Below are 17,232 nucleotides of genomic sequence, written 5' to 3' on the forward strand. Positions count from 1 at the left end.
TTCACGTGAAACACGAGAAAGGCCCCGGAGCAATCCGGGGCCTTTTTTGTTGGGGCTGACCCCCTCAGTCGCTCCGCGACAGCTCCCCCAGAGGGGGAGCATCTGGCCCGGAGATCCTCCCCCCTCTGGGGGAGGTGGCCCGAAGGGCCGGAGGGGGCTTTCCCCGGCTTACGGCACCAGCACCGTCGCCCCGGTCGTCTTCCGCCCCTCCAGCGCCTCATGCGCCGCGCGCGCTTCCGCCAACGGGAACCGCTGGCCGATCTCGATCTTCACCGCGCCCGAGGCCAGGACCTCGAACAGGGCCGCGGCGCTCTCGTCGAGCTCTTCGGTGGTGACGATGTAGTCGAACAGGCGAGGGCGGGTGATCCAGGCCGACTTGGCGCCCAGCTCCAGCGGCGCGAAGGGCGGCACGGGACCCGAGGCGTTGCCGTAGGTCACCAGCACGCCGCGACGGGCCAGGCTCTTCAGGCTGCCCTGGAAGGTGTCCTTGCCGACGCCGTCATAGACGACCGGAACGCCGGCCCCGTCGGTAATCTCGGCGACCCGAGCGGCGACGTCCTCGTGGTCGTAGAGGATCACGTGGTCGGCGCCGAGATCGCGGACGATCTGGGCCTTGGCCTCCGAGCCCACCGTGGCGATCACGCTCGCGCCCAGGGCCTTGGCCCACTGCACCAGGATCTGACCGACCCCGCCGGCGGCGGCGTGGACCAGCACGGTCTGGCCGGCTTTCACGGGGAAGCAGCGGCGGACCAGGAACTCGGCCGTCATGCCCTTCAGCAGCACGGCGGCGGCGACCTCCAGCTCGACGCCCTCTGGAACCTTCACCGCGCGATCGGCCGGAACGACCGAGGCTTCGGCATAGGCGCCCATCGAGCCGTTGTAGGCGACACGGTCGCCGACGACGAAGCGGGTGACGCCTTCACCGGTCGCTTCCACGTGGCCGGCGGCCTCCAGGCCCAGCACCTGCGGGTACTTCAGCGGATAGAGGCCGGAGCGGTGATAGGTGTCGATGAAGTTTAGACCGACGGCCGCGTGGCGGACGAGGATCTGGCCGGGGCCGGGGGAGGGCAGGTCGCGCTCGACGACTTCCAGCACCTCGGGGCCGCCGGCGGCCTTGGCTTCGACGGCCAGCATCAGGCGAGGGTCTTCTTGAAGAAGGCCAGGCTGCGGCCGTTGGCTAGGGACGCATCGGCGGCGTCATAGTGCTCACCACCTTCACGCGCGAAAGCGTGGTCGCGGCCGGCATAGGTATGAAGCGTGATCTGCGGGTGATCCTTCAGCGCCGCGAAGATCACCTGCTGGGCCTCCTTGGGCACGAACTTGTCTTCCTCGGCCACGTGCAGCAGCAGCGGCTTCTCCAGCTTCTCGGCCTCGCCGACATGCTTCTCCAGGCCGACGCCGTAGTAGGAGACCGAGGCGTCCGCGTCGGTGCGGGTCGCCGTCAGGAAGGCCAGCAGGCCGCCCAGGCAGTAGCCGACCGCGCCGACCTTGCCCGACGACTGCGGGCGGATGGCGTCGATGGTCGCGTCGATGTCGGCGACCCCGGCGTCCACGTCGAACGCATTGAACAGCTCAAAGGCCTTCTTCCACTCGGCCTCGGACTTGTCGGTGATGTCGATGCCCGGCTCGATCCGCCAGAAGAGGTCGGGGCACACGGCCAGGAAGCCCTCGCCGGCGAGCTTGTCGCAGATGTCGCGCATCACCTGGTTGACGCCGAAGATCTCCTGGATGACCACGACGGCCGGCGGGGCGGCGTCAACCGTGGCCGGTCGCGCGACATAGGCCGTGAAGTCGCCGTCGGGCGTGTTGATCGTGAGGGTCTCGCTCATTGGGCTCTCTCCGTACTCAAGGCTGCCATAGGGGCCACCCTTGGGCCGCCGATTGGGACTTTCGACCGAAGCGCTCTAACCTGCGGCGAGCAGGGTGCGACGTCACAATCTCGTGGCCCGCCGCCAGGGAACCTTTTCGATGAAGATGACGATCGAGATCGACTGCACCCCGGTCGAGGCCCGGGCCTTTCTGGGCCTGCCGGACGTGAGCCCGCTGAACGAACATCTCGTGAAAGAGATGCAGGCTCGCATGGACGCCAACATGGCGATGCTGGCCCCCGAGGAGCTGCTGAAGAACTGGATGGCGTTCGGGGCCGGCGCCCAGGACAGCTTCCGCAAGTTGATGACGGCCGCGGCCGGAGCGGCGGTCGGCAAGCGCGACTGATGAGCGATACGATCTACGCGCCGGCCACGGCGGCCGGTCGCGCCGCCGTGGCGGTGATCCGCGTCTCGGGTCCCGGCAGCAGCGACGCCGTGCGGGCTCTCACGGGAAACCTGCCCAAGCCGCGCCAGGCGGTCCTGCGCACCCTCCGCCATGACGGCGTGGCGCTCGACGACGCCCTGGTGCTGTGGTTCCAGGGTCCGGCCAGCTACACCGGCGAGGACGCCGCGGAGTTTCACGTGCACGGCGGCCGCGCCGTCGTCGAGGCGCTGCTGGGCGCTCTGTCGGCCCTGGGCCTGCGCCTTGCCGAGCCCGGCGAGTTCACCCGGCGCGCCTTCCAGCACGGCAAGCTCGACCTGGCCCAGGCCGAAGCCGTGGGCGACCTGATCGACGCCGAGACCGAGGGCCAGCGCAAGCAGGCGCTGGGTCAGCTGGGCGGCGCCCTGGGCCGTCGCTACGACGCGTGGCGCGATCTGCTGGTCCAGGCCCTGGCCATGCTGGAGGCCGCCGTCGACTTCCCCGATGAGGAGCTGCCGGAAGACGTGGCGGCGCGGGCCCGACCCGGCCTGGAGACGCTGAAGGCGGAGATCGACGCCGCCCTGGCCGATGTCGCACGTGGCCGGCGGGTGCGGGACGGCTTCCGCATCGCCCTGGTCGGCGCGCCCAACGCCGGCAAGAGCACGCTGCTCAACGCTCTGGCCGAACGCGACGCCGCAATCGTCACGGCGACCCCGGGCACCACGCGCGACGTCATCGAGGTCCCCCTGGTGCTGGGCGGCTACAAGGCCCTGCTGGCCGATACGGCCGGGATCCGTGAGACGGCCGATGACATCGAAGCCGAGGGCGTGCGCCGGGCGCGGGCTTGGGCCGAGGACGCCGATCTGCGCCTGTGGGTCGTGGACGCGGCGGAGTTTCACGTGAAACATTCCGAACACCACGCAATAATCCGTAGCGGCGACTGGATGGTGGTCAACAAGACCGATCTGGTAGAGCCGGGCGTCGTTGCGGCCATACGCGCCGAGGCCGAGGCGCTGGGATTGCACGTGGCGGCGCTGTCGGCGCGGGAGGAGGGGGCCGACCTTATCCGCGCCGTTCTGACCGCCCACGTGGTCGAGGCGCTGTCCGGCGCGGAGTTCCCGGCCGCCACCCGGATCCGCCACGCGGAGCGTCTGGGCGAGGCTCGGGCCTATCTGGAGCGCGCCCTGGCCGAAACCGACGACGTGGAACTGGCTGCTGAGGACGTTCGTCTCGCCGCCCGTGCGCTTTCCCGGATCACCGGCCGGATCGATCCGGAAGACGTGCTTGACCGTGTCTTTTCAAGCTTCTGCATTGGGAAGTGAATGTTTCACGTGGAACACCGCCTTGAACGGTCCACAGGCTGACCACAGATACGCACACGGCGTTTCACGTGGAACACGCCGGTCTCGACTCGCCCACAGGCGGGCTTGAGGCTATAAGTCGATAAACGCCCCCGCCGCGCCGGGGGCGTTCCGCATTGAGGCGCTTCTCCCTTGTCCAATACTTCGCCCCCCAATGGCCAACAGGCCTGGGACGTCATCGTCATCGGCGGCGGTCATGCCGGCTGCGAAGCCGCGGCCGCTGCTGCGCGCACCGGCGCGCGCACCCTGCTGCTGACCCACAAACGTGAAACCGTCGGCGAGATGTCGTGCAATCCGGCCATCGGCGGCCTGGGCAAGGGCCACCTGGTCCGCGAGATCGACGCCCTGGACGGCCTGATGGGCCGCATGGCCGACAAGGCCGGCATCCAGTATCGGATGCTGAACCGCTCCAAGGGCCCCGCCGTGCGCGGCCCGCGCTCGCAGATCGATCGCAAGCTATATCGCGAGGCCATGCAGGCCGAGCTGTTCGCCTATTCGAACCTCGACGTCATCGCCGCCGCGGCCGAAGACCTGATCGTCGAGGACGGCTGCGTGGCCGGCGCCGTGGACGGGGAGGGGAGCGTCTACCGCGCCCCCAAGGTCGTGCTGACCACCGGCACCTTCCTCAAGGGCCTGATCCACCAGGGCGAGACCCGCATCCCGGCCGGCCGCGTGGGCGATGAGCCGTCCATCGGCCTGTCGGACCGCCTCTATGGCCTGGGCTTCGACATGGGCCGCCTGAAGACCGGCACGCCCGCCCGTCTCGACGGCAAGACCATCGCCTGGGATCGCCTGGAGATGCAGGCGGCCGACGAAGAGCCCGTGCCGTTCTCGTTCCTCAACGACCGTATCGACGTGCCGCAGATCCGCTGCGGCATCACCTATACGACCGAGGAAACCCACAGGATCATCGCCGAGCGCCTGGGCGAGTCCGCCGTCTATGGCGGCCGCGCCACGGGGATCGGCCCGCGCTACTGCCCGTCGATCGAGGACAAGGTCGTCCGCTTCGCCGACAAGACCAGCCACCAGGTGTTCCTGGAGCCGGAAGGCCTGGACGACGACACGGTCTATCCGAACGGCGTCTCGACCTCGGTCTCGGCCGAGACCCAGCTCCTGTTCCTGCGCACCATCCCGGGCCTCGAGGCCGTGGAGGTGGTGCGCTATGGCTATGCGATCGAATACGACTATGTCGATCCGCGCGAGCTCTACGCCACGCTGGAGACCAAGCGCCTGCCGGGCCTCTATCTGGCCGGCCAGATCAACGGCACCACGGGCTATGAAGAGGCCGGCGCGCAAGGGCTGGTCGCCGGCATGAACGCTGCGCTGTCGGCGCTTGGCCGCGAGCCGGCCGTCTTCGCCCGCGACGAGGCCTATATCGGCGTGATGATCGACGACCTGGTCACACGTGGCGTGACCGAGCCCTACCGCATGTTCACCAGCCGGGCCGAGTTCCGCCTGACGCTGCGCGCCGACAACGCCGACCAGCGCCTGACCGGCCGCGGGGTCGAACTAGGCGTCGTGGGCGAGGTCCGGGCCGCCGCCTGGGAGGCCAAGGCCGCCGAGCTGGCCGCCGTCCGCGCCCGGGCCCGGGCGCTGAACATGACCCCGGCGCAGGCCGTGAAGGCCGGCTTCAAGGTCAATGCCGACGGCCAGCGCCGCGACGTCCTGGCCATGCTGGCCTATCCCGACGTGGGCCTGGACGACCTGGTCCGCGTCTGGCCGGAGATCGCCGACTGGAGCCCCATGGCCCGCGAGCAGATCGAGATCGAGGCGGCCTATGCCGGCTATCTCGACCGCCAGCGCGCCGATGCGGACTCCCTGCGCAAGGACGAGGACCTTCGCCTGCCGGCCGACCTCGACTACCGCGACATCGGCAGCCTCTCCAACGAGGTGCGCGAGAAGCTGATCCGGGTGAAGCCCCTGACCCTGGGCCAGGCCGCCCGCATCGAGGGGGTGACCCCCGGCGCGCTGACGGCGCTGCTGGCCCACGTCCGTCGGGGTCGCGCCGCCTGATGGCTCAAGCCTTGTCCGAACTCGTCATCGAGACGCTCGACCCGGTCGACGCCGCGGCCTTCCAGAGGCTGACGGGCGCGACCGACGTCCAGATCGCCGACCTGGCCCGCTATCGCGAGCTGCTGGCCGAGTGGAACGCGGTGATGAACCTGGTCGGCCCGGGCTCGATGGCGGCCTACTGGAACCGCCACGCCTGGGACAGCGCCCAACTGCTGACCTTCGCCCCTCAGGCCAAGGTCTGGGCCGACCTGGGGGCCGGCGCCGGCCTGCCCGGCGTGGTGCTGGCCATCCTGCTGAAGGGCGTTCCCGGGGCCAAGGTCCACCTCGTCGAGAGCATGGCCAAGCGCTGCCGCTTCCTCGACGCCGTCTGCCGCGAGCTCGACCTGCCGGTCGAGATCCACAACGCCCGCGCCGAGAGCCTGGACCTCAAGGTCCAGGTGGTCACGGCCCGGGCCTGCGCGCCGATGCCGCGCCTGCTGGAATTCGCCCAACCCTATTTCAAGCGCGGCGCGGTCGCCTGGCTCCTGAAGGGCCAGGAGGTCGCCGCCGAGATCGCCGAAGCCGAGAAGACCTGGAAGTTCGAGTCGGACGTGCGGGGCTCCAAGAGCGACCCGCGCGGCCATGTCGTGCAAATCAAGGGGCTGAGCCGTGTCCGCAAAGTCTGAGCTGAGAGTCCTGGCCGTCGCCAACCAGAAGGGCGGTGTGGGCAAGACCACCACGGCCATCAACCTGGGCACCGCCCTGGCGGCCTGCGGCGAGCGCGTGCTGCTGATCGACGCCGACCCGCAGGGCAACTGCTCCACGGGCCTGGGCATCGGTCGCCTGCAGCGCAAGAAGACGCTGTATGACGTGCTGATGGGCGAGGCGCCGGTGATCGAGGCCGCCGTCCAGACCTCGCTGCCGGGCCTGGACGTGATCCCGGCCGACGCCGATCTCTCCGGCGTCGAGCTGGAGCTGGGCCAGGTGGCCCGCCGTTCCTACCGGCTGCGCGACGCCCTGGAGCCTCTGCGCGCCAACGGGCCCTACACCTACGTCCTGATCGACTGCCCGCCGTCGCTGAACGTGCTGACGGTCAACGCCATGACCGCGGCCGACGCCGTGTTCGTGCCGCTGCAGTGCGAGTTCTTCGCCCTGGAAGGCCTGACCCAGCTGATCCGCACCATCGAGCGCGTCCGGGGCAGCCTCAATCCGCGCCTGGAGATCCAGGGCGTGGTGCTGACCATGTACGATCGCCGCAACAGCCTGTCCGAACAGGTGGCCAAGGATGTCCGGGATCACTTCGGCGACAAGGTCTATGACGCGGTCATACCGCGCAACGTCCGGGTGTCGGAGGCGCCGTCGTTCGGCAAGCCGGTGCTGCTGTACGACCTCAAGTGCGCCGGGTCGCAGGCCTATCTGCGCCTGGCCCGCGAGGTCATCAGCCGCGAGAAGGATCGCCAGGCCCAGGCGGCCTGATCCACAGGTGAAGACGACCTGAGGATACGGGTCGAAGTCGTTATCGAATTTGAAGTTTCCAGGAGACGGTCGTGGTCGGTGAAGCGGGGATGTCGGAAGGCCGTCGGGGTCTGGGTCGCGGTCTGTCGGCGCTGCTGGGCGAGGTCGACGCGGCCCCCGCCCAGGCGCCGGGCGACAATACCGGCGGCTCGCGCGAGGCGCCGATCGAGCTGCTGAAGCGTAATCCCGATCAGCCCCGCCGGACCTTCCGCGAGGATGACCTGGTAGAACTGGCCAACTCGATCGCCGAGAAGGGCGTGCTGCAGCCGATCCTGGTGCGGCCGGCGCCGGGCGCTCCGGGCGAGTACCAGATCGTCGCCGGCGAGCGTCGCTGGCGCGCCGCCCAGCGGGCCGGCCTCAAGACCGTGCCGATCATCGTGCGCGAGCTCGACGACCTGGCCGTGCTCGAGATCGGCATCATCGAGAACGTCCAGCGCTCGGACCTCAACATCCTCGAAGAAGCGCTGAGCTACCGCGTGCTGATGGACAAGTTCGGCCGCACCCAGGACGCCATCGCCCAGACCATCGGCAAGAGCCGCAGCCACGTGGCCAATACGCTGCGCCTGCTGGCCCTGCCGGAAGCCGTGCAACAGCACCTTGTCACCGGCGCCCTGACCGCCGGTCACGCCCGCGCCATCGCCACGGCGGCCGATCCCGGCGCCCTGGCCCAGCAGGTCATCGACGGCGGCCTGTCGGTGCGCGAGACCGAGGCCCTGGCCCGCGTCGCCCAGACCGGCGACGCCACGCCGCGCGCCAAGGCCGGCGGCGCGCCCAAGGCGCCGCGCGCCAAGGACACCGACACCCAGGCCCTGGAGGCCGACCTGTCGTCGGTGCTCGGCCTCGACGTCGAGATCGACCATCGCGGCGGGGCCGGTTCGCTGATCGTCCGCTACGCGACGCTCGAGCAGCTCGACGACCTCTGCAATCGCCTGACCCGGGGCGCCTGACGGGGTCTTCTGTCACGCACGGAAGAAGGCGCGGCCGTATCCCTGGTCGCGCCGTTCGCCACAGGCGAGGGCAGGGTAGGGCTGAATTTGCTCTAAGCCCTTGCGCTACAAGGAAAACGTTGGCCTCGACGGATTGAATTGGTCGTCCGTGCGGCGATCACTTTCCACAAGCGGGATGACCGCCGAGTCCGAAAAGCTTTGCCAGCGCGACCGAATCTCGATCTCGCCCCGGAAGGCATGGCCTCCGGCCAGGTTCGGATCGACATTCATGTGCGGAACCGGCGAGCTTGGTGCTTGTCGTCCGCCAACAGCCGCTTCCCTCGCCCTTGTGGCGAGGGCCCATGCTGGCGACCGCTCAGACCTCCACCGTACTACCAAGGTTTGAGCAGGTTGAACGATGGATCCTGGGCACAAGGCCCAGGAAGGCGATCGTTGTGTGCGGCAAACGGTAGAGGCGCGCCCGCGAATATCGATCCGGCCTACAGCCCCAACCGCCGCGCGCGGCCGGCGATCTGCAGGGCCAGGCGCTCGGCGATCAGCTGGTCGGGCGAGCCGGAGGTCTTGCAGGCCTTGTCGGCGGTCAGGATGTCCTGCTGCACGGTCAGCAGATGCTCCAGCGTCCAGGCGCGGGCCTGGCGCAGGAATTCGCGCTCGGTCTTCCAGAACACGCCCGAGGCCTTGGCGGCGGCTCCCAGATCCACGCCGTTCTTGTGCAGGGTCAGGGTGCGGCGCAGGCGGCCCAGATAATAGCCCATGGCCCGCACGGCAGCCGGACCGCCTTCGCCCTCCTGGGCGGCGCGGCGCAGGCCGGCCTGCGCCGGTCCGATGCGGCCGCCGAAGGCGTCGGCGGCGGCGTCGCTCAACGAGGCCTCGGGCTCGACGCCGAGAAAGTCGGTCAGGTCGGCCGGGGTGGCCACGACGCCGCTGTTGGGACCGAGGTACAGCGCCAGACGCTCGATCTCGGCGCGGGCCACGCCGCGCTCCTTGGGCAGGCGGTTGACGAACAGGTCCAGCGCCTCGCCGTTCAGGCTGACGCCGTCACGAGAGAGCGCGTCGCGGGTCAGGCGCGCCATGTCGCCGACCTCGTCCTCGTAGCAGGGGATGACGTAGCAGCCATTGGCCTTCTCGCCCGTCTTGCGCAGGGCGGAGTCGCGGCCCAGGGCCCCGGCCTCGACCAGGAAGAAGGCCTCCGGGTTCAGGCGGCCCTCGACATGGGCGGTGAGGGCTTCTGCGGCCTGCTTGTCGGGTCCGGCCTTCTCGCCCATCAGGCGCAGGCGCACCAGGCGCTTGCCGCCCATTATCGACAGGGCGGCCAGCTCGTCTTCCAGACGGCCCGGCTGGCTGTCGAGGTCGCCCTCGGTCAGCAGGGCGGTGTCGAAGGGGTCGTCAGGGCGCTCGACCACCTTGTGGGCGAGCTGGGTGGCGCGGTCGCGCACGACGCCGCGATCCTTGCCGTAGATGACCACGGCCCGGATGTCGGGGGTCGGCTCCTTCAGGAACCGCTCGACGTCCTGCCGCTTGGAAAGAATGGCCACGAGGTCAGGCGGGCGCCTTGCCGGCCAGCCAGGCGGCGAGGTCCAGCTGGATCTTGCGCGCCACCTCGGCGGCGGCGCGATCCTGGCCGTCCTGCTGGGCGGCGATGGCGGCGTAGGGCTGGTCGGCCGAGTCGTAGGTCACCACGGCGGTCGTCTGGCCCTTGCGGACCTCCGAGCCGGTCGTGACGTCGACCAGCTTCCAGTCGACCTTCATGTTGAGCTCGTAGCGGTTGGCCACGTTGTCGACGCGCACGCCGCGGGCGTAGCGGTTTTCCTTTACCGTGTAGGTCAGGCGGTGCGAGGCCAGCACGTTTGGATTACGCGCCAGGGCGTCTTCCAGCTGCTCGCGCAGCAGGTAGCCGGCGCGGCCCTGGGCCGCCACCACCTCGATCGCGCCGAGCCCGCCGGTGACCCCGTGCTGGGCGTAGAGCGGGGTGAAACCGCAGGCCGACAGGGCCAGGGTCGAGATCAGGGCGGCGGCCGCCAGGAGACGCTTCATGGATCAGTTCGCCACGATGTTGACGATGCGGTCTTTGACCACGATCACCTTGCGGACCGTGACGCCCTCAAGGTGGGCCATGACGCCCGGATCCGCCAGAGCGATTTTCTGCACCTCGTCATCCGGGGCGCCGGCCTTGACCTTGATCTCGCCGCGGCGCTTGCCGTTGATCTGGATCGGCAGCACGCGCTCGTCGTCGGCGGCCAGGGCCGGATCGGCCTTGGGCCAGGGGGCGTCGACCACCAGGCCCTCGCGGCCCAGGCGCACCCAGGCCTCCTCGGCCAGGTGGGGCGTGAACGGCGCGACCAGGCGAGCCAGGATGTCCAGGGCCTCGGCGCGGGCCGCCAGCACGGCGTTGGTGGCCCCTTCAGCCGGAGCGGCCTTCAGGGCGTTCAGGAACTCGTACAGGCGCGCCACGCCGCTGTTGAAGCGGAAGCCCTCGATGCTGTCGGTGACGAAGCCGATCAGCTTGTGGGCCGCCTTGCGCAGGGCCAGGGCCGTTTCGTCAGCCTCGTCGTGGGCGAAGTCGCCGGCCGGCTGGCTGTCGAACTCGTTCCACAGGCGGTGGGTGAAGCGCCAGCTGCCCTCCACGCCGCTGTTGGTCCACTGCACGTCGCGCTCGGGCGGGCTGTCGCTCATCACGAACAGGCGCGCGGCGTCGACGCCGTAGGCCTCGAAGATGTCCTCGGGGGCGACGACGTTCTTCTTGGACTTCGACATCTTCTCGATGTCGCCGATGACGATCGGCGCGCCGGTCTTGGCGTGCTTGGCGATGCGGCTGTTACCCTCGGCCGTGATCACCACGTCCGACGGCTCGACCCACTCGCCGGCCTCGTTCTTGTAGGCCTCGTGGGTGACCATGCCTTGCGTGAACAGGCCCGCGAAGGGCTCGTCCACCGACAGCAGGCCCTCGTCCTTCAGCGCCTTGGTGATGAAGCGGGCGTACAGCAGGTGCAGCACCGCGTGCTCGACGCCGCCGATATACTGGTCCACCGGCATCCAGTGGTCGGCGCAGGCCTTGTCGATCGGCTCGGCCGCGGTCGGATCGGTGAAGCGGGCGAAGTACCAGCTGCTGTCGACGAAGGTGTCCAGCGTGTCGGTCTCGCGCTCGGCCGGGGCGTTGCACTGCGGACAGTTGACGTGCTTCCAGGTCGGGTGCCGCACCAGCGGATTGCCCGGCTTGTTGGGGTCGAAGGTGACATCCTCGGGCAGCACCACCGGCAGCTGGTCTTCCGGCACGCCCACCGGGCCGCAGGCCTCGCAGTGGATGACCGGGATCGGGCAGCCCCAGTAGCGCTGGCGCGAGACGCCCCAGTCGCGCAGGCGATAGACGGTCGCGCCCTGGCCTTGGCCGGCGGCCTCGATGCGGGCCACCGCTTCGGCCTTGGCGGCCTCGACGTCCAGCCCGTCCAGGAATTCCGAATTGAAGATCTTGCCGGGGCCGACATAGGCCTCCTTGCCGACCTCGAACGCGGCCGGATCCGCGCCCGCCGGCAGCACCACGGGTTTGACCGGCAGGTCGTACTTGCGGGCGAAGTCCAGGTCGCGCTGGTCGTGGGCCGGGCAGGCGAAGATCGCGCCGGTGCCGTAGTCCATCAGGATGAAGTTGGCGATCCAGACGGGCAGGGTGATCGACGGATCCAGCGGGTGCTTCACGCGCAGGCCGGTGTCGCGGCCCAGCTTCTCGGCGCCCTCGATGTCGGCTTCCGAAGTCCCGCCCTTGCGGCATTCGGCGATGAAGGCCTGCAGGTCGGGGTTCTCGACCGCCAGCTGCTCGGCCAGCGGGTGCTCGGGGGCGATGCCCACGAAGCTGGCGCCGAACAGGGTGTCGGGACGGGTGGTGTAGACCTCCAGCCCCTCGGCCAGGCCGTCCGGTGCCTCGCCGTCAAACTGGAACTTGAACCGCAGGCCCTTGGACCGGCCGATCCAGTTCTCCTGCATGATGCGGACCTTCTCGGGCCAGCGATCCAGGGTCTTCAGGCCGTCGATCAGGGCGTCGGCGTAGTCGGTGATGCGCAGGAACCACTGGGTCAGCTTGCGCTTCTCCACGGTCGCGCCCGAGCGCCAGCCCTTGCCGTCGATGACCTGCTCGTTGGCCAGCACGGTCATGTCGACCGGGTCCCAGTTGACCGAGGCTTCCTTGCGATAGACCAGGCCGCGCTTCAGCAGGCGCAGGAACCAAGCCTGCTGCTTACCGTAGTATTCCGGGTCGCAGGTGGCGAATTCGCGCGACCAGTCGACCGACAGGCCCAGGGCCTTCAGCTGCTCGCGCATGGCGGCGATGTTGTCGTAGGTCCAGCCCTTGGGGTGGACGCCGCGCTCCATGGCCGCGTTCTCGGCCGGCATGCCGAAGGCGTCCCAGCCCATCGGGTGCAGCACGTTGAAGCCCTGGGCGCGCTTGTAGCGGGCCACGACGTCGCCCATGGCGTAGTTGCGCACGTGGCCCATGTGGATCCGCCCCGACGGATAGGGGAACATCTCGAGCACGTAGTATTTCGGCCGCGCATCCGGGGTGATCGGCGTCAGGAAGGTCTGGGCCTTGGCCCAGGTTTCACGCCACTTCGGCTCGGTGTCTTTGGGATTGTAGCGGGCCATGGAAACCAGAGATGCTTGCGGACGGGGCGCGAGAGCGCGCCAGGGTTAAGTGTAGGCGGTTAACCCGCCCGGGCGCGCTCTAAATGTTTGATTCCAGAGCCTGCTGCGCAGGCTCTGGGGCGCGTTCCGCAGACGTCATAAGCGGTTTCGCGGCCAGAGCGCGCCTAAATATGCGAACGGGAGCCCCTTGTCGCCAGGGGGCTCCCGAAAGGCGTGCGAAGGACTTGGTGGTCCTTAGTTCTTGATGTTCGAGAGGCGAAGCTGACGCGCGCGCGTCAGGATGGCGTTCTCGATGTCGGTCGCGGTCTGGTCGGCGGCGGCCGTGTCGACCCAGGCGCCCGAAGCGTCCTTGGCCTGCTTGAAGACGGTCACGTTCAGGCCGTCGGCGCGCAGGCGGGTGTCCAGGATGTAGACGGTCGCCTTGAAGCGCTCGTCCGGCTTTTCCGGGTTCACGTACCAGTCGGTGACGATCACGCCGCCGTACGGGTCGGCCGAGGCCAGGGGCATGAACGCCAGGGTGTCCAGCGACGCGCGCCACAGGAAGCCGTTGACGCCGATCGAGCCTTCGCTCGGGGCGGTCTTGGGCGCGTTCTTCTTGAAGAGGCCGAAGGGCTGGAAGCCCGGCTCTTCGCTCTGGGTCGTGAAGGTCTTGGGCGGCTTGTTGCTGCTGCAAGCGCCAACGCCGAGAACCGACAGCGCCAGAACGCCAGCGGCGACGCCGCGCAACACCGACCCACGCTCAAACGCCATAGTACCTTGCTCCAAATGTCTGCCGGCGCGTTCGCGCAGCCCTGGCGCGCCCCCGCAGCCGGAACGGCTCTATAGCATGGCCGCGCCGCGTCAAAACAGGAATCGCGTGACATGACCGCCACAGGCGCCGCTTGAATCGTAACCTGCGACGATCAGCGTGATCCAAGCCCTGTTGACCGCGTTGTATTCAGGCCTTTATTCGGCGTTCAGGGTGTCCGTGCCTATATAGGGTTCGGGCAGGGGTAATTTTGGGGACAGGTGTCGAGTGACGAAGGTCGCGACCCAATTCGTGATGGCTGGCGCCGCCGCCGCGCTGATCCTGACGGGATCGGCCTCGATCGCGCACGCCCAGACGAAGACCCGCACCGCGCCCGCCACCGCCGACTTTACCGTCAAGAACGACTTCACCGGTTCGCAGGGAGCGCCCTTCAGCCCGCAAGGCCCGAAGAAGACCCTCGAATTCGACGCCCGCAAGGGCAAGTGGGGCCTCAAGCTCGACCTCGACCAGCCCGTCGGCCGCGACATGGAGCTGAAGGACGTCCAGGCCGGGGCCTACTTCAAGGTCACCCCGTCGATCCGCGTCGGCGGCGCCGTGGCCCTGGGCGAGAACAACCCCGCCGTGGCCGCCCGCAAGAACGAAACCCGCGAGCCCGCCCCGCGCGTGAAGCTCGAGACGGCGTTCAAGTTCTGATCCGAGCTTCACGCTCGATCCCCAACCTATAAAACTCCCGTCATTCCCGCCCTTGTGGCGGGAACCCCTGGTTCCGTTCGCACGTGAGCTGCAAGCGACGTGCTGAGTACGTCGCCCCTACCGCCCTTGCGGCTGACAGAGTGGTTCCCGCCACAAGGGCGGGAATGACAGGATAACGGGGCGGCCCTAGACGCCGAACCCCTCGACACCCGCCAAGCCATAGACGCCCGCGCCGACCAGCGCCTCGGCGGTCTTCGCGCCGACCCCGCCCAGGGCGTAGACAGGCAGGGCGCTCTGGGCCGCGATCGCCGCCAGGCCCTCGACGCCCAGCGGCGTTCCGGCCGACGGGCTGTTGCTGGCGAAGACCGGCGAGACCACCAGCGCCTCGACCCCCGCCAGCTGGGCCGCCCGCGCCGCGGCCGCGTCGTGCGCCGCCGCCGTCAGCCGCCAGGCCGGATGGGCGGCGCGGATCGCCGGCGCGGTCCCGACCAGGCGCTGGGGCAGGTGCAGGCCGTGCGCGCCGATCGCCTCGGCCAGGGCCGGGTCGGCCCCTGCCAGCAGCAGCAGGCCGCTACGGCGAGCGATCTCGGCGAGGCGCAGGCCGCGCTCGACAGCATCGGGCGCGTCGAAGGGTCGGTAGACGATCCCGGCTCCCGCCGGCAGGCGCTCGGCGACCGTCTCGGGATCGGGCGTGCGGACCGGATCGGTGAAAAACAGCAGCCGGGGCAGGGGATCGCCCGGCCAGGCCCATGGGCGAAGCCGCGCGGCCGTTCTAGAGAGGGTCCCCAGACTGTCCGTTTCCTGGTCCGCCATGTCCGAAGCCCTGATCTCCATCCAGTCCCGCATCGCCGCCGCCGCGAAAGCCGCCGGCCGCGACGCCGACGCCGTCCATCTGGTGGCGGTGTCGAAGCTGCAGCCCTGGGACCATATCGCCCCGGTCTTCGACGGGGGCCAGCGGGTTTTCGGCGAGAACCGCGTGCAGGAGGCCAAGGAGCGCTGGAGCGCGCATCGCGGCGAGATCGAACTGCGCCTGATCGGTCCCCTGCAGACGAACAAGGCCCGCGACGCCGTGGCCTTCTTCGACGTCATCGAGACCCTCGACCGCGAGAAACTGGCCCGCGTGCTCGCCGACGAGGTCCAGGCCCAGGGCAAGGCCCCGCGCCTCTATGTCCAGGTCAATACCGGGCAGGAGCCGCAGAAGGCCGGCGCGACCCCCGCCGAGGCCGACGCCTTCATCGCCGCCTGCCGAGGGCCCTACGGCCTTTCCGTGGAAGGCCTGATGTGCATACCGCCCGCCGACGAGGATCCCGCCCCGCATTTCCGCCTGCTCGCCGACATCGCCGCCCGCAATGGCCTGGCCAGGCTCTCCATGGGCATGAGCGACGACTTCGAAACCGCCATCGCCTGTGGAGCCACCTCGGTGCGGGTGGGGTCGGCCTTATTTGGTTCTCGCTGATCCCTCTCCCCTTGCGGGAGAAGGTGGCCTGCGAAGCAGGTCGGGTGAGGGGTGTCTCAGACCTCAAAGCCGCGTGCAGCGGTCAGGCCGGGCAGGGCGTCCCCATCCGAGAGGCCCCTCATCCGTCGGCTTTCGCCGCCACCTTCTCCCGCAAGGGGAGAAGGATCATTCCGAAATCCCGATCGCGTCCCCCGGCCGGGCCTTGGCCAGCAGGGCCTCGATGTCCGCCCGCGCCAGGGCCACGCACCCCTCGGTGCCCGGATAGCCTTCCCGCGCCAGGTGCAGGAAGATCGCCGAGCCCATGCCGGGAACCGGCGGATCGTCGTTGTGGGCCAGGACGCCGACCAGGTCGTAGACCGAATCCTCGCGCCACATCCGCTCGGCGCTGGCCGGGTAGGGCAGTTTCACCGGTCGATTGTAGTTCGGGTCGCCCGGGGCGTCGCACCAGCCGTCGTCGTGAGCGATCGGCGCGACGGGCAGGGTGGTCGCGGGGCCGTCCGGATAGACGTCGGGACGATAGAGCACCTTTCGGATCGCCCAGGTCCCCAGGGGGCTTCGATTGTCGCCCTCGCGTTTGTCGGCGGCGGCGATGACGCCGGCCTTGCCGAGGGCGCAGCGCACCCTGCGGCCGTCCCCGAGATCGATCGTTCCGTCCGAATACGCCAGGAAGATCATCGCAAACCCCGCTCCCGCAAGCCGCGCCCCTTGGCGCCGGGCCTCGCAGCGGTCATGTTCCGGCTCATGGCGCAACGCAAGACCCTGCTTCTCATCGACGACGACGACGACCTGCGCGGCGCCTTGGCCGAACAGCTCGCCCTGCACGAGGAATTCGCCGTGGCCGAGTGCGCCACCGCCGGCGAAGGCGTGCGCCAGGCCCGCGAGATCAAGCCGGACCTGATCCTGCTCGACGTCGACCTGCCCGACATGGACGGCCGCGAGGCCTGCCGCCTGATGCGCAAGAACGGCGTCACCGCGCCGGTGATCATGCTGACGGCCGCCGCCAGCGACAGCGACACCATCCTGGGCCTGGAATCGGGCGCCAACGACTACGTCACCAAGCCCTTCCGCTTCGGGGTGCTGCTGGCCCGCATCCGCGCCCAGCTGCGCAGCTACGAGGCCTCGGAGGACGCGCTCTTCCGCATCGGTCCCTACGAGTTCCGGCCGTCCGCCAAGCTGCTCGTCGACGACAAGCAGAAGAAGGTGCGGCTGACCGAGAAGGAAACCAACATCCTCAAGTACCTCTACCGCGCCGGCTCCAAGCCGGTGTCGCGCGAGGAGCTGCTGACCGAGGTCTGGGGCTACAACGCCGGCGTCACCACCCACACGCTGGAAACCCACGTCTACCGCCTGCGCCAGAAGATCGAGCCCGACCCGGCCGTGGCGCGGATCCTGATCACCGAGGCGGGCGGCTACCGTTTGCAGCCTTAGGCGGCTCTGACTTTCCAAACATCCCCAAACCTCGTCATCCCGGAAAGCCCGCAGGGCTTATCCGGGACCCAGGGGACTGGGCGCGGCGGTTGCGTTGAACGCCATCGACGGCGGCCGTCGCGTTGCGGCGGCCCCTGGGTCCCGGCTCTTCGCTGCGCTACGGCCGGGATGACGAAACTTGGGAGCGGCGAGCAAAAAGAAAGGCCCGGGGCTTTCGCTCCGGGCCTTACTTCA

18 protein-coding genes are annotated in these 17,232 nt (G+C 69.3%); 9 read left to right on the forward strand and 9 right to left on the reverse strand.

Annotated elements, in window-relative coordinates; genetic code table 11:
* Positions 1-168: 168 nt before the first annotated feature.
* Complete coding sequence (locus tag AC07N1_RS05190) at positions 169-1,134, reverse strand: quinone oxidoreductase family protein (protein WP_494670837.1); 966 nt, start codon at positions 1,132-1,134, stop codon at positions 169-171.
* Positions 1,134-1,829, reverse strand: a complete 696-nt coding sequence (locus AC07N1_RS05195; RefSeq protein ID WP_494670838.1) for a dienelactone hydrolase family protein — start codon at positions 1,827-1,829, stop codon at positions 1,134-1,136. The genes AC07N1_RS05190 and AC07N1_RS05195 overlap by 1 nt, the downstream gene beginning before the upstream one ends.
* Positions 1,830-1,968: 139 nt before the next feature.
* Between AC07N1_RS05195 and AC07N1_RS05200 the strand changes: the two genes are divergently transcribed.
* From AC07N1_RS05200 to AC07N1_RS05225, 6 genes are all read left to right on the forward strand, one after another.
* Positions 1,969-2,214 (forward strand): DUF6489 family protein, encoded by a 246-nt coding sequence (locus AC07N1_RS05200; protein WP_494670839.1) that lies wholly within the window; start codon positions 1,969-1,971, stop codon positions 2,212-2,214.
* Positions 2,214-3,551, forward strand: coding sequence for a tRNA uridine-5-carboxymethylaminomethyl(34) synthesis GTPase MnmE (gene mnmE / locus AC07N1_RS05205; RefSeq protein WP_494670840.1), 1,338 nt, complete (start codon positions 2,214-2,216; stop codon positions 3,549-3,551). The genes AC07N1_RS05200 and mnmE overlap by 1 nt, the downstream gene beginning before the upstream one ends.
* A gap of 171 nt (positions 3,552-3,722) precedes the next feature.
* On the forward strand, positions 3,723-5,603 hold the full coding sequence (mnmG, locus tag AC07N1_RS05210; RefSeq protein ID WP_494670841.1) for a tRNA uridine-5-carboxymethylaminomethyl(34) synthesis enzyme MnmG: 1,881 nt from the start codon (positions 3,723-3,725) through the stop codon (positions 5,601-5,603).
* Positions 5,603-6,268 (forward strand): 16S rRNA (guanine(527)-N(7))-methyltransferase RsmG, encoded by a 666-nt coding sequence (gene rsmG, locus AC07N1_RS05215; RefSeq protein ID WP_494670842.1) that lies wholly within the window; start codon positions 5,603-5,605, stop codon positions 6,266-6,268. Before mnmG ends, rsmG begins: the two co-directional genes overlap by 1 nt.
* A complete protein-coding gene (locus AC07N1_RS05220) occupies positions 6,252-7,058 on the forward strand; it encodes a ParA family protein (protein WP_110121127.1) in 807 nt (268 codons plus the stop codon). The genes rsmG and AC07N1_RS05220 overlap by 17 nt, the downstream gene beginning before the upstream one ends.
* Before the next feature lie 89 nt (positions 7,059-7,147).
* Complete coding sequence (locus AC07N1_RS05225) at positions 7,148-8,044, forward strand: ParB/RepB/Spo0J family partition protein (protein ID WP_487291662.1); 897 nt, start codon at positions 7,148-7,150, stop codon at positions 8,042-8,044.
* 479 nt (positions 8,045-8,523) lie between these two features.
* Here the strand turns inward: AC07N1_RS05225 and holA are convergent, their stop codons facing one another.
* From holA to AC07N1_RS05245, 4 genes are all read right to left on the reverse strand, one after another.
* Positions 8,524-9,573, reverse strand: coding sequence for a DNA polymerase III subunit delta (gene holA / locus AC07N1_RS05230; RefSeq protein WP_494670910.1), 1,050 nt, complete (start codon positions 9,571-9,573; stop codon positions 8,524-8,526).
* Positions 9,574-9,583: 10 nt separating this feature from the next.
* On the reverse strand, positions 9,584-10,078 hold the full coding sequence (gene lptE / locus AC07N1_RS05235; protein ID WP_494670843.1) for an LPS assembly lipoprotein LptE: 495 nt from the start codon (positions 10,076-10,078) through the stop codon (positions 9,584-9,586).
* Between the two features lie 3 nt (positions 10,079-10,081).
* On the reverse strand, positions 10,082-12,673 hold the full coding sequence (gene leuS, locus AC07N1_RS05240; protein WP_494670844.1) for a leucine--tRNA ligase: 2,592 nt from the start codon (positions 12,671-12,673) through the stop codon (positions 10,082-10,084).
* A gap of 234 nt (positions 12,674-12,907) precedes the next feature.
* The gene (locus tag AC07N1_RS05245) at positions 12,908-13,438 is read right to left on the reverse strand and encodes a DUF3576 domain-containing protein (RefSeq protein ID WP_494670845.1); all 531 of its coding nucleotides are present in this window, start codon (positions 13,436-13,438) and stop codon (positions 12,908-12,910) included.
* Between the two features lie 250 nt (positions 13,439-13,688).
* On the opposite strand from AC07N1_RS05245, the gene AC07N1_RS05250 reads away from it, so the two are divergent.
* Complete coding sequence (locus AC07N1_RS05250) at positions 13,689-14,114, forward strand: NtrZ family periplasmic regulatory protein (RefSeq protein ID WP_233245168.1); 426 nt, start codon at positions 13,689-13,691, stop codon at positions 14,112-14,114.
* 186 nt (positions 14,115-14,300) lie between these two features.
* Here the strand turns inward: AC07N1_RS05250 and AC07N1_RS05255 are convergent, their stop codons facing one another.
* Entirely contained in the window at positions 14,301-14,927 is a 627-nt protein-coding gene (locus AC07N1_RS05255; protein ID WP_494670846.1) for a thiamine phosphate synthase, read from the reverse strand.
* Here AC07N1_RS05255 and AC07N1_RS05260 point away from each other — a divergent pair.
* Positions 14,926-15,570 (forward strand): YggS family pyridoxal phosphate-dependent enzyme, encoded by a 645-nt coding sequence (locus AC07N1_RS05260; protein WP_494670847.1) that lies wholly within the window; start codon positions 14,926-14,928, stop codon positions 15,568-15,570. The two genes, AC07N1_RS05255 and AC07N1_RS05260, sit on opposite strands and share 2 nt — an antisense overlap.
* Positions 15,571-15,735: 165 nt before the next feature.
* On the opposite strand, the gene AC07N1_RS05265 is transcribed toward AC07N1_RS05260, so the two are convergent.
* The gene (locus AC07N1_RS05265) at positions 15,736-16,245 is read right to left on the reverse strand and encodes a L,D-transpeptidase family protein (RefSeq protein WP_494670848.1); all 510 of its coding nucleotides are present in this window, start codon (positions 16,243-16,245) and stop codon (positions 15,736-15,738) included.
* A 66-nt stretch (positions 16,246-16,311) separates the two neighbouring features.
* Between AC07N1_RS05265 and AC07N1_RS05270 the strand changes: the two genes are divergently transcribed.
* Positions 16,312-16,998, forward strand: coding sequence for a response regulator transcription factor (locus AC07N1_RS05270; protein WP_198575488.1), 687 nt, complete (start codon positions 16,312-16,314; stop codon positions 16,996-16,998).
* A gap of 57 nt (positions 16,999-17,055) precedes the next feature.
* On the opposite strand, the gene AC07N1_RS05275 is transcribed toward AC07N1_RS05270, so the two are convergent.
* A complete protein-coding gene (locus AC07N1_RS05275) occupies positions 17,056-17,193 on the reverse strand; it encodes a hypothetical protein (RefSeq protein WP_494670849.1) in 138 nt (45 codons plus the stop codon).
* Between the last annotated feature and the right edge of the window lie 39 nt (positions 17,194-17,232).

Source organism: Caulobacter sp. GW821-FHT09B11, assembly GCF_059418205.1.